Raw genomic sequence first — 11,671 nt, forward strand, 5'->3', positions numbered from 1 at the left:
GTGGCGTACGCAGGAGGCGGGCATCGTCTGGCGCCCGCTTATACGATCGGCCATTCGCGAGGGTGAATCCCTCGCCCCCAGGTCCAAATCCTTATCCCGCGCATACTCCGACTGGAGTACTCCGAGGTGCAGACTCAGTCCACCCGCGGACGTACCAGGCCCGATTCGTACGCAATGACCACCAATTGCGCCCGGTCCCGGGCACCGAGCTTCGCCATCGCCCGGTTCACATGGGTCTTGACCGTGAGCGGGCTGACCTCCAGCCGCTCCGCGATCCCGTCATTGGAGTGGCCCCCCGCGACGAGGACGAGGACCTCCCGCTCGCGTCCGGTCAGGGCGTCAAGCCGCTCCGAGTGCACCCCCGGGTCCTCACCGCTGTCCGAACTGCCGCCCTGCGCAAGGAACTTGGCGATCAGGCCCTTGGTGGCTGCCGGTGACAACAGCGCATCACCGGCAGCGGCGATACGGATGGCGTTGAGCAGTTCATCCGGTTCCGCCCCCTTGCCGAGGAAGCCGGACGCCCCGGCCCGCAGGGACTGGATGACGTACTCGTCCACCTCGAACGTCGTCAGCATCACCACCCGCACGGCCGCAAGCGCCGGGTCCGCGCTGATCATGCGGGTGGCGGCGAGTCCATCCGTACCGGGCATCCGGATGTCCATGAGAACGACGTCGGCCTGCTCCGAACGGGCGAGGGCGACGGCCTCCGCCCCGTCCGCCGCCTCCCCCACCACCTCCATGTCGGGCTCGGAGTCCACCAGTACCTTGAACGCGCTCCGCAGCAGCGCCTGATCGTCGGCGAGCAACACCTTGATGGTCATGCCTCCCCCTCCGCGTGAGCCTTGAGCGGCAGTATCGCCTGTACGCGAAAACCCCCGCCGTAGCGGGGACCCGCCGTGAGGGAGCCGCCGAGCGCCGTGACGCGCTCGCGCATGCCGATCAGGCCGTGACCACCGCCGTCACGCACCGGTGTGCTCCCTTCGGGCGGGCTTGCATCGGGTGCGCCGTTGTCGAGCACCGTGACCTCGACCGTCCGGCCCACCCGGACCACGCTGACCTCCGCCTTGGCCGCGGTCCCCGCGTGCTTCTGCACATTGGTCAGCGCCTCCTGGATGATCCGGTACGACGCGAGGTCGACGGCGGCGGGCAGCTCGGTGGCCTCGTCGGTGCGGGCCAGCTCCACCGGCAGCCCGGCATGCCGGAACGTCTCGAGCAGCTGGTCGAGCACGGCGAGACCGGGTGCCGGCTCCGTCGGCGCCTCGGGGTCGTCGGACTGCCGCAGCAGGCCGACGGTCGCCCGCAGCTCGTTCAGGGCCGAGCGGCTCGCCTCCCGTACATGCGCGAGGGCCTCCTTGGCCTGGTCGGGGCGCTTGTCCATGACATGTGCGGCGACCCCTGCCTGCACATTGACCAGGGCGATGTGATGGGCGACGACATCGTGCAGATCCCGCGCGATGCGCAGCCTCTCCTCGGCGACCCGGCGGCGCGCCTCCTCGTCCCGGCTCCGCTCGGCCCTCTCCGCGCGCTCCCGTATGGCGTCGATGAACGCCCGGCGGCTGCGCACGGCGTCGCCGGCGGCGGCCGCCATTCCGGTCCACGCGAACACGCCCACGTTCTCCTGGCTGTACCAGGGAGCCGAGCCGAACAGCATCGCGGAGGCGGTCAGCACGGTCATCGTCAGCAGACCGACCCGCCAGGTGGTCGGGCGGTCGGTGCGGGAGGCGACCGTGTAGAGGGCGATGACCGCGGACATCACCACCGGCGCGGGCGGATCGCTCGTGACCAGCTCCGCGACGGACAGTGCCCCGGTGACGGCGAGCACCGGCATCGGCCGGCGCCGCCGCAGGACCAGGGTCCCCGCCGAGAGCAGCATCAGCAGCACGCTCGGCAGCGCAGGGGTGCGGGTGCCGAAGGTCGGCCCGTTCGGCCCGTGCGGATCGACGAACGAGGCGCAGACCATGCAGACGAGCACACCGAACGCGATGGCGGCGTCGAAGGCGAGCGGATGCGCGCGCAGCCAGCAGCGGGTGTGCGCGAGTCCGTGGAAGCCGGTCAGAGGTGCGGTCACGACATGCAACGGTAACGGGGCGACCGGGTCGGGGGCTCCGCCCCGGCCCCGGAGGGCGACGGGACCGGCGACGCGGCGCCCGGAGCCGGCGCACGGAGCGACAGTCGCCCCGGCTCGAGGGCGCCTGCGGACCTCCCGGCGGGCCACCGACCGGACGGGCCGGGCACCACGGCACCGGTGCGCGGCGCCCGGCAGCAGAACGGCCCGCGTCCGGAGGTGTTCCGGGGCGCGGGCCGCCGTGCGTGCGGGGAGAGAGGAGCGGGCCGGGCGTCAGCCAGGGATGAGGCCGTCGTCGCTGAGCATCTCCCGGACCTCCTCGAGCGTCGCGTCCGGCGAGGGGAGGATCAGCTCGGACGGTTCCAGGGAGTCGTCCGGGAGCGGGCTGCCGACCCGGCGGACCGCATCGAGCAGCCCGCGCAGGGTGCGCCGGAAGCCGTCCTCGTCACCCGACTCCATTTCGGCGAGCAGCTCGTCGTCCAGCTTGTTCAGCTCGCCGAAGTGATCGTCGTCGACCTTCCACTGGCCCTCCCCCATGATCCGTACGATCATGACGCGCCGTCCCTACTGCTTGTCGAACTTGTGCTGGGTGCGGTCCCCCGTCTGGTCCTGCGCGCCGGTGCCGCCCTCGATGGCCTGCTGCTGGGCTCCGCTGCCGCCGGCCAGTTCGGCCTTCATCCGCTGCAGCTCCAGCTCGACGTCCGTTCCGCCGGAGATCCGGTCCAGCTCGGCCGCGATGTCGTCCTTCGCCATGCCGGTGGGGTCGTCCAGGGCACCGGAGGCGAGCAGCTCGTCGATCGCGCCCGCGCGGGCCTGCAGCTGCGCGGTCTTGTCCTCGGCGCGCTGGATCGCCAGGCCGACGTCGCCCATCTCCTCGGAGATGCCGGAAAAGGCCTCACCGATCCGGGTCTGCGCCTGGGCCGCCGTGTACGTGGCCTTGATGGTCTCCTTCTTGGTACGGAAGGCGTCCACCTTGGCCTGCAACCGCTGGGCGGCGAGAGTGAGCTTCTCCTCCTCGCCCTGCAGCGTCTGGTGCTGTGTCTCCAGGTCCGTGACCTGCTGCTGGAGAGCGGCGCGGCGGGAGAGCGCCTCACGCGCCAGGTCCTCGCGGCCGAGCGCCAGCGCCTTGCGGCCCTGGTCCTCCAGCTTGGCGGACTGGCCCTGGAGCTGGTTCAGCTGCAACTCGAGGCGCTTGCGGGAGGTCGCCACATCGGCGACGCCTCGGCGCACCTTCTGCAACAGCTCCAGCTGCTTCTGGTACGAGTAATCGAGGGTTTCGCGCGGATCCTCGGCCCGGTCAAGGGCCTTGTTTGCCTTCGCGCGGAAGATCATCCCCATACGCTTCATGACACCGCTCATGGGCTTCGCGCGCCCCCTTCTGACGGACTGGCTCCAGCTACTCCAGAACCCACAGTACGGGCCCTGCATCCATTACCGCACCGTTCGGGCGCGGATGCGCTCCTCCCCAAGAACGACCTGCTGACGGCTCCGATCCGGCGCAAGGAGTAGACGGCTGTCAGGGATGCCGGGGGCCGGGTCGTGCTTCGTCTGTTCTGCGGTCGGTTGTGCCTGCTTCTGACTCGTACAGACGCTCGCCGTTGCCAGATCGTTCCCCCGGGGGCTGGGGTCCGTCCGTGGCACCCCGTACCCTTGGGTTTTGTGTTCCGTAGCCGTTCCAAGGAAGAGAAGGCCCCCACCGACAAGGTGACGGCGGACCTCTCCAAGCAGCCCCGCGACCCCGAGGCCCCCAAGGGTCGCCCCACCCCGAAGCGGAGTGAGGCCCAGAACCAGCGCCGCCGTGCGCAGTCGGCACCCGCCGACCGCAAGGACGCGATGCGCCGTCAGCGTGAGGCGCGCCGTGCCGACCTGGCCAAGCAGCGCGAGGCGCTGGCCGGTGGCGACGAGCGTTATCTGCCGGCCCGTGACAAGGGCCCGGTGCGCCGGTTCGTTCGTGACTATGTCGACTCGCGCTTCTGCATCGCGGAGTTCTTCCTGCCGCTCGCCGTGGTGATCCTGGTTCTGTCCATGATCCGCGTGCCGCAGCTGCAGAACATCGCCCTGCTCCTGTGGCTCGGTGTCATCGTCATGATCGTGATCGACTCGATCGGCATCTGGTTCCGTCTGCGGAAGCAGCTGAACGAGCGCTTCCCGGACGAGCCGAAGCGCGGCGCCCTGGCCTACGGCCTGATGCGGACGCTCCAGATGCGCCGACTGCGTCTGCCGAAGCCCCAGGTCAAGCGCGGAGAGCGGCCCTGAGCGCGGACGTCTCCGGTTTCGACGGTGGCGCGGCGGCCTGGCTGGAGGGCCTGGGCGGGCTGCGCAACACCGTCCGGCAGGAGCTCGTCGCGCGCCAGCTCGACGAGCAGATAGCCGGCCGTTTCCCGGTGGGACGGCGCCTGCGGATCCTCGACGTCGGCATGGGGCAGGGCACTCAGGCCCTGCGCCTCGCCCGGGCCGGGCACACGGTGACGGGCCTCGAGTCCGACCCCGCGATGCTGAAGGTGGCCCGGGAGGCACTGGAGACCGAACCGGCGGGCATCCGGGAGCGCTTCCGGATGATCGAGGGGGACGGCCGGGACACCGGTGTGCACTTCCTGCCGGGCTCGTTCGACGTCGTGCTGTGCCACGGTGTGCTGATGTACGTCGAGGACCGCGACGCCATGCTCGCGGGGCTGGCGCGGATGCTGGCGCCGGGCGGTCTGCTCTCGCTGCTGGTACGGAATGCGGACGCCCTCGCCCTACGGCCGGGGCTTGCCGGGGACTGGCCCGCGGCGCTGTCGGCCTTCGACACGGACGTGTACACGAATCGGCTCGGTCTGTCCGTCCGCGCCGACCGGCTGGCCTCCCTCACGGCGACGCTCGCGGGGATCGCGGCGCCGCTGCACGCGTGGTACGGGGTGCGGGTCTTCACGGACAACGCTCCCAACGGGGCCGAGCTGCCCGCCGCCGACGAGCTGGAGCGGCTGCTTGCGGCCGAGGACCGGGCGGGGCGCACGGACCCGTATCGCGCGGTGGCCGCGCTGCTGCATCTGTGCGGGGTCCGGGGCTGACGGAACGCGGCACCGCCCCGGTGGGGCGCTGCCGCCGCCGGGCCTCGGCGCGCCGAGGCCGGACCGGAGATTCTGCCGAGCCGCCGCACGCGTCCGCTACGGCACGGTGCCGGCGCGGCACGGTCCGATGATGTGATCCCCGTCCACCGGGTCAGGCGTGGGTGCGCCCGCCCGCGTCCCTTCCTGCGTGACAACTGCATCGGACGAGTCCACGACGGACGACACACCAGCACGCCTGCCCGCACGCGCGACGTTCCGGGCGCTGTACCGGCATTTCCGTCCGCACCGGTGGACCGTCGCACTCGGTGCGCTCTTCGCGCTGACGGCCGCCGCGAGCGGGGTGCTCCAGCCGCTGGCCGCCAAGGCCCTGGTCGACCGGCTGGGGCAGGCGGAGCCCATCACCGACGTGCTGGTGGTGCTCACCGCTCTGGTGGTGCTAGGCACGGCGATCGACGCGGTCGGGGCGTACGTCCTGGAACGCACCGCGGAGTCGGTGGTGCTGGCCGCCCGACGGACACTGATCGGGCGACTGCTGCGGCTTCGGCTGCGGGAGGTGGAACGCAGCCAACCGGGCGATCTGATGTCCCGGGTCACCTCGGACACGACACTGCTGCGAGCGGTCACCACCAGCTCGGTCGTGGCAGCGGTCACGGGCGCTGTCTCATTCGCCGCAACGATCGTCATGATGGCGGTGATGGACGCGGTGCTGCTCGGTGTCACGCTGGGCGTGATCGTGCTGATCGGCGGCGCCGTCGCCCTGGTGATGCCGAGGATCGCCCGGGCCACCCGGCGCTCCCAGGAAGCGGTCGGGGAGATCTCGACGGTCCTGGAGCGGGTGTTCGGCGCGTTCCGTACGGTCAAGGCGTCGGGCGCCGAGGCGCGGGAGGCCGCGATCGTCGAAGAGGCGGCGCGGCGGGCCTGGCGGCACGGTGTACGGACCGCGAAGTGGCAGTCGGTGGCGTCGTCGTCGGTCGGTCTGGCCGTCCAGGTGTCGTTCCTGGCCGTCCTCGGGATCGGCGGCGCGCGGGTCGCATCGGGCGCGATATCCGTGTCGACGCTGATGGCGTTCCTGCTCTACCTCTTCTTCCTGATCGAGCCGGTGTCGAAGCTGGTGGACGCGGCGTCGGAGTACCAGGTCGGCTCGGCGGCGATCACGCGGATCGCGGAGGCGGAGCGGCTGGAGACGGAACCGCTGGGCACGGAGCCGTACGGGGTGGAGCGGCCGGAGAAGGAGCCGTCGGGGGTGGGGCGGCCGGACGCCGTACCGGCGGTGCCGGCCGGTGTGACCGCCGAGCCCGCGTCCGTACGGTTCGAGGACGTGGCCTTCCGGTACCGCGAGGATCTGCCGTACGTCCACCAGGGGGTGAGCTTCGAGGTGCCGGGGGCGGGGATGACGGCTTTCGTCGGCCCCTCGGGCGCGGGCAAGACCACGGTGTTCGGGCTGATCGAGAGGTTCTACGAGACGACCGGCGGCCGGGTGCTGGTGGACGGCCGGGACGTACGGGACTGGGATCTGCCCGAACTCCGGGCCTCCATCGGCTATGTGGAGCAGGACGCGCCGGTGCTGGCCGGGACGCTGCGGGAGAACCTCGTCTTCGCCGCGCCCGGGGCGACGGACGACGAGGTCCGGGACGTCCTGGTGCGGGCGGGACTGGACGCCCTCGTCGGCCGGTTGCCCGACGGACTGGAGACGGTGGTCGGGCACCGCGGCTCCAAGCTGTCGGGCGGCGAACGGCAACGGGTGGCGATCGCGCGGGCACTGCTGCGCCGCCCCCGGCTCCTGCTGCTCGACGAGGCGACGTCCCAGCTGGACGCCGTCAATGAGATGGCGGTCCGGGACGCCGTCGCGGAGGCGGCCCGAGAGGTGACCGTCCTCGTCGTGGCGCACCGGCTTTCGACGGTCATGATGGCGGACCGGATCGTGGTGATGGACGCGGGCCGGGTGCGTGCGGTGGGCACGCACGCCGAGCTGGTGGCGGAGGATCCGCTGTACGGGGAACTGGCGGCGACGCAGTTCCTGGCCTCGGCCCGGTGAGGGTTTCCGGCATCGACCGGTGGCGTCTCTGATCCCGTCGGTCGGGGCGCGGCGGTGCCGGGGTCCGTGCCCCTGCCGAGCCGCACGGCCCGGCAGGGGGAGAGCACCCTGATCGGAGGTCCATAACAGGCCGCACCACCCGGGCGGAAGGACACTCCGAGCATGGACATATCCCGTGCCCGTGGATTCGCGCTCGTGCTGGCCGGGGGCTGCGCGGTCGCGCTGACCAGTGGCTGTTCCGGGGGCCCGCCCACCGGGCCCGATTCGACCACGCAGGCCGCCGCTCCGGTCGCCCGCCGCGAGAGCCAGCTGGAGACCGACTACCGGACAGTGATCAGGAACGTGCTGCCGTCGGTCGTCCAGATCGAGGCCGGCGAGCGTCTGGGCTCCGGTGTCGTGTACGACACCAAGGGCCATGTCGTCACCAACGCGCATGTGATCGGCGACGAGAAGACCTTCGACGTCACCGTCGCCACCGGTGAACAGCCGCTGGCCGCACGCCTGGTGGCTGCCTATCCGGAGCAGGACCTCGCGGTGATCAGACTGGACCGTGTGCCGGCCGGGCTCAAACCGCCGCGATTCGGGGACTCGGGCACCGTGGACGTCGGCCACATCGTGCTGGCGATGGGATCCCCGCTCGGCCTGTCCGGCAGCGTCACCCAGGGAATCGTCTCGGCGGTCGGCCGTACGGTGAGCGAGAGCCGCGAGGACGGCAGTGTCGGGGCCACCATCGGGAACATGGTGCAGACGTCGGCCGCGATCAACCCGGGCAACAGCGGGGGCGCGCTGGTCAACCTGGACGGCGAGGTCGTCGGCATCCCGACGCTCGCCGCGATGGATCCGGGGCTGGGCGACGCCGCCGTACCCGGGATCGGATTTGCGATACCGGTGTCGATGGTCAGGACCGTCGCCGACCAGATCATCAAGAGCGGCAAGGTCACGGACTCGGGCCGGGCGGCGCTGAACATCCGGGGCCGGACGGTCCTGGACGGCGGCTACGAGCCGACCGGTGTCGCAGTGGTCGAGGTGGTGGAGGGCGGCCCCGCGGACAGGGCGGGCATCCGCGTCGGCGACATCATCACCGGTCTGGGCGACGCCGAGATCACCAGCATCACCTCGCTCGCCGAGGCACTGGCGTCGGACAAGCCGGGGCAGAAGGTGACGGTGACGTACGAGCGGGCGGGAAAGAAGCTGACGGCGCAGGTCACGCTCGGGAAGGTCTAGGGTCTTTCGTCTGGATCGGGCTGGATCGGTGAGGGGGGTCCGGTGCGTGCGATCGCAAGGCGGAGGAGGGAGTCCACGCGGAGCGTGGGCGACCGACGACAACGCGGTGAGCGTGCGTGCCGGGGCACGCGAGCCCGGCAAGACCCAAACGAGAGGCCCCAGACCCGGACAGGACCCGGTGCGGTGGCCGGGACGGCCCGCCGGGAAGCTCGCGGCGTCCGGTGCACGGGGGTGTCCCCGCGCCCGCCGGGCCGAGGGGAAGCATCGCACAGGCGGTGCTCGTACCGGACGTACTCGGGTGGTGCGACAACGCAACGCGGGGAGACCTCACCAGCGGTGGCCCGGGCGGCGCCGTGAGGACTCGTCGCGAGCCGGTGGGTCGTTCCGGTCCCCGCACGAGCCGGGGGAACGAACCGCGGAACGGGCCGGGGAAACGGCTCCCCCGGCCCGTACGTGTCCCCGCCGGCTCAGGCCTCTTCGGCGTGCAGGCTCATCGGGCCGTAGATCCGGGTGCCGTCCTCGTAGAGGAACACCTGGTCGGCGCCGCCTTCGACCAGTTCCTTCCAGACCTCGCCGATCCAGCTCTCGGCGTCTCCCTGCGTGCTGAACTCCTCCGGCTCCACGGCCGGCTGGGCCTCCGTCCCGTCCGACTTCTCGAACCGCCACGTCCACGCCATGTGCGCCTCCCGGGTGTCGGGTCCCACCAGCTGATCAGTTGCTGCCCGCAGCGTAGCCGGGCGCGCACCGCCGACGGGGACGCGGGAGGATCGTGCTGTGGAACTGACTCTGCTCGGCACAGGTGCCCCCAGCGGGCTGCCCCGCCCCGACTGCCCCTGCGCCGTCTGCGCCGCTTCACGCGGTTCGCAGACACGTGCCGCGACCGCTCTGCTGATCGACGGGGCGCTGCTGCTCGATCTGACCCCCGGGGCCGCGCTGGCCGCCGCCCGTTCCGGACACTCGCTCGTCGGCGTACGTCAGGTGCTGCTGACCCATCCGCACGACGGACCCGCGGTGGAACTGCCCGCCGGACTTCCGACGGCGGGGCGGGTGCCGGACGGCCAGGAGCTGACGCTGATCAGCGGGCACCGGGTCCGCGCGGTGGCGATGGACGCGCCGGGCACGGGCTACGAGGTGACCTCGCCGGACGGCGAACGGCTGCTGTACCTGCCGCCGGGTGGAGCCCCCGCGGGGCTGGCGGAGGGCGGGACGCCGCCGTACGACATGGTCGTCGCCGATGTCGTCGGACGGCCCGACGGACTGGCGCGGCTGCGCGCGGCCGGTGCAGTCGGTCCGGCAACGGACGTCGTCGCGGTCCACATCGACCACGAAATCCCGCCGGGTGCGGAGCTGGAACGTCGGCTTGCGGCGGCGGGGGCTCGGGCGGTGCCGGACGGTACGACGCTGTACGTGGGCGAGTACCACGCGGTGCCGGACGTGCCGCGGCGCACGCTGGTCACGGGCGGGGCACGGTCGGGCAAGTCGCTGGAGGCGGAGAGGCGGCTGGAGTCCTTTCCCGACGTGCTGTACGTGGCGACGAGCGGCACCCGCGCCGACGACCCGGACTGGAAGGCCCGCGTCGCGGCACATCGTGAACGCCGGCCGGGGTCCTGGCGGACGGTCGAGACCTGCGAGCTCGTGCCGCTGCTGGCGGAGGAGGGGCCGCCGTTGCTGATCGACTGTCTGGCGCTGTGGCTGACGGACACGATGGACCGGGCGGGGGCGTGGGACGACGAGGTGTGGGAGGTCTCCGGCCGCGAAGCCGTCCATCGACGCATTGCGGAACTCGTCGCGGCGCTGCGCACCTCAGGCCGCATCGTCGTCGCGGTGACCAACGAGGTCGGCTCGGGCATCGTCCCCGTGACCGCCGCGGGCCGTCGTTTCCGTGACGAACTGGGCCGTCTGAACGCGGCGTTCGCCTCGGAGTGCGAGCATCTGCTGCTGGTCGTCGCGGGGCAGGCGCTCCCGCTCCGGGGCTGACGAAGGCCCTCGGGCGCGGTCCTTGGCGCGCGGTTTTTTGGCACGCTCCTCCCGCCGGGGCCAGGGCGCCGCACCCGCGGAGAACGGAGGGCCTGCGCCCGTCCTGCACCGATGCGGTGACCGCACCCGACCACCGGCGCAAGGGTGGGCACCCTCCGACGGCTCCGTCGCAGGCGGGGGACGGCCCAGCACCGGTCAGGGCACCGACTGCCGGTACTGTTCGGCGAATGAGCTCGCTGAATCTCGACGACTTCTCCGATCTGATCGAGCGCCCCGACAGCGGTATGCGGCGCGATGCCGAGGAACGCCGGGAACGGCTGGCCGTTCCGCCCGGCGCGCTGGGGCGGTTGGACGAGCTCGGGGAGTGGCTGTCGGCCGCGCAGGGCGCCGTGCCGGTGCGGCCGGTGGAGCAGCCGCGGGTGGTGCTGTTCGCCGGGGACCACGGTGTCGCGGAGCTGGGCGTTTCCGGGCGGCCTGCGGGCACCGCTCACCGGCTGGTGCAGGCGGTGCTCGACGGTGCCAGCCCCGTCGCGGTGCTCGCGCGGCGGATGAATGTCCCCGTCCGGATCGTCGACGCGGGACTCGACTGCGACCCGGGGCTGCTCCCGGCGGAGGTCGGGCGTCACCGTGTGCGCCGGGGCAGCGGACGCATCGACCTCGAGGACGCCCTCACCGCCGAGGAGGCCGAGCAGGCCGTACGCCTCGGCATGGCGATCGCCGACGAGGAAGCCGACTCCGGCACCGATCTGGTGGTCCTCGGCGACCTGAGCGTCGGCGGCACCACCCCCGCGTCCGCTCTCGTCGCCGCGCTCTGCGGTACGGACGCCTCGGTCGTGACCGGCCGCGGGGGCGCCGGGATCGACGATCTCGCGTGGATGCGCAAGTGCGCGGCGATCCGCGACTCGCTGCGCAGGGCCCGCCCCGTGCTGGGCGACCAGCTCCAGCTGCTGACGGCGGTGGGCGGCGCGGATCTCGCCGCGACCACGGGCTTTCTGCTGCAGGCCGCCGTGCGCCGGATGCCGGTGATCCTCGACGGCGTCGTATCGGCGGCTTGCGCGCTCGTCGCACAGCGCGCCGCGTTCCGCGCGCCGGACTGGTGGCTCGCCGGACAGGTCAGCGGGGAGCCGGCACAGGCCAAGGCGCTGGACCGGATGGCACTCAACCCCCTGCTCGACCACGGCGTCACTGTCGGGGAAGGAACCGGGGCATTGCTTGCACTCCCCCTCGTCCAGGCCGCATCGGCGCTCGCCGCCGAGCTGCCCGAGCACGCGGAGGATGCGGAGGGTGCGGAGAGCGCGGAAAGTACGGTCACGGACTGAA

General features: G+C 72.1%; 11 protein-coding genes. 6 read left to right on the forward strand and 5 right to left on the reverse strand.

Annotated features, from left to right (window positions below; all coding sequences use genetic code 11):
- Positions 1-134: 134 nt before the first annotated feature.
- The 4 genes from AC068D_RS15475 to AC068D_RS15490 form a co-directional block, all read right to left on the reverse strand.
- Positions 135-821 carry a response regulator gene (locus AC068D_RS15475; RefSeq protein ID WP_478823523.1) on the reverse strand — a complete coding sequence of 229 codons (687 nt, stop codon included), beginning with the start codon at positions 819-821 and terminating at the stop codon, positions 135-137.
- Positions 818-2,068, reverse strand: coding sequence for a sensor histidine kinase (locus AC068D_RS15480; RefSeq protein ID WP_478823524.1), 1,251 nt, complete (start codon positions 2,066-2,068; stop codon positions 818-820). Before AC068D_RS15480 ends, AC068D_RS15475 begins: the two co-directional genes overlap by 4 nt.
- A gap of 270 nt (positions 2,069-2,338) precedes the next feature.
- Entirely contained in the window at positions 2,339-2,617 is a 279-nt protein-coding gene (gene pspAA, locus AC068D_RS15485; protein WP_478823525.1) for a PspA-associated protein PspAA, read from the reverse strand.
- A 12-nt stretch (positions 2,618-2,629) separates the two neighbouring features.
- The gene (locus AC068D_RS15490; protein ID WP_478823526.1) at positions 2,630-3,412 is read right to left on the reverse strand and encodes a PspA/IM30 family protein; all 783 of its coding nucleotides are present in this window, start codon (positions 3,410-3,412) and stop codon (positions 2,630-2,632) included.
- Positions 3,413-3,724: 312 nt separating this feature from the next.
- Here AC068D_RS15490 and AC068D_RS15495 point away from each other — a divergent pair, with 312 nt between their 5' ends.
- From AC068D_RS15495 to AC068D_RS15510, 4 genes are all read left to right on the forward strand, one after another.
- Complete coding sequence (locus AC068D_RS15495; protein WP_478823527.1) at positions 3,725-4,321, forward strand: DUF3043 domain-containing protein; 597 nt, start codon at positions 3,725-3,727, stop codon at positions 4,319-4,321.
- A gap of 50 nt (positions 4,322-4,371) precedes the next feature.
- Positions 4,372-5,115 (forward strand): class I SAM-dependent methyltransferase, encoded by a 744-nt coding sequence (locus AC068D_RS15500; protein WP_478823597.1) that lies wholly within the window; start codon positions 4,372-4,374, stop codon positions 5,113-5,115.
- Between the two features lie 187 nt (positions 5,116-5,302).
- Positions 5,303-7,150 carry an ABC transporter ATP-binding protein gene (locus tag AC068D_RS15505; protein ID WP_478823528.1) on the forward strand — a complete coding sequence of 616 codons (1,848 nt, stop codon included), beginning with the start codon at positions 5,303-5,305 and terminating at the stop codon, positions 7,148-7,150.
- A 162-nt stretch (positions 7,151-7,312) separates the two neighbouring features.
- A complete protein-coding gene (locus AC068D_RS15510; protein ID WP_478823529.1) occupies positions 7,313-8,374 on the forward strand; it encodes a S1C family serine protease in 1,062 nt (353 codons plus the stop codon).
- Positions 8,375-8,841: 467 nt separating this feature from the next.
- Here AC068D_RS15510 and AC068D_RS15515 read toward each other — a convergent pair whose 3' ends face one another.
- Positions 8,842-9,051 carry a hypothetical protein gene (locus tag AC068D_RS15515; protein WP_478823530.1) on the reverse strand — a complete coding sequence of 70 codons (210 nt, stop codon included), beginning with the start codon at positions 9,049-9,051 and terminating at the stop codon, positions 8,842-8,844.
- Between the two features lie 97 nt (positions 9,052-9,148).
- On the opposite strand from AC068D_RS15515, the gene AC068D_RS15520 reads away from it, so the two are divergent.
- Together AC068D_RS15520 and cobT are read left to right on the forward strand one after the other, a co-directional pair.
- The gene (locus tag AC068D_RS15520; RefSeq protein ID WP_478823531.1) at positions 9,149-10,351 is read left to right on the forward strand and encodes a bifunctional adenosylcobinamide kinase/adenosylcobinamide-phosphate guanylyltransferase; all 1,203 of its coding nucleotides are present in this window, start codon (positions 9,149-9,151) and stop codon (positions 10,349-10,351) included.
- A 227-nt stretch (positions 10,352-10,578) separates the two neighbouring features.
- A complete protein-coding gene (gene cobT, locus AC068D_RS15525; protein ID WP_478823532.1) occupies positions 10,579-11,670 on the forward strand; it encodes a nicotinate-nucleotide--dimethylbenzimidazole phosphoribosyltransferase in 1,092 nt (363 codons plus the stop codon).
- Position 11,671: the final 1 nt, after the last annotated feature.

The sequence above is a fragment of the Streptomyces sp. NPDC043861 genome (assembly GCF_056435905.1).

Bases quoted from the DNA above. Each gene is read 5' to 3' on its own strand.
- AC068D_RS15475 (WP_478823523.1), bottom strand. From the start codon at position 821: ATGACCATCAAGGTGTTGCTCGCCGACGATCAGGCGCTGCTGCGGAGC.
- pspAA (WP_478823525.1), bottom strand. From the start codon at position 2,617: ATGATCGTACGGATCATGGGGGAGGGCCAGTGGAAGGTCGACGACGAT.
- AC068D_RS15490 (WP_478823526.1), bottom strand. From the start codon at position 3,412: ATGAAGCGTATGGGGATGATCTTCCGCGCGAAGGCAAACAAGGCCCTT.
- AC068D_RS15510 (WP_478823529.1), top strand. From the start codon at position 7,313: ATGGACATATCCCGTGCCCGTGGATTCGCGCTCGTGCTGGCCGGGGGC.
- AC068D_RS15515 (WP_478823530.1), bottom strand. From the start codon at position 9,051: ATGGCGTGGACGTGGCGGTTCGAGAAGTCGGACGGGACGGAGGCCCAG.
- cobT (WP_478823532.1), top strand. From the start codon at position 10,579: ATGAGCTCGCTGAATCTCGACGACTTCTCCGATCTGATCGAGCGCCCC.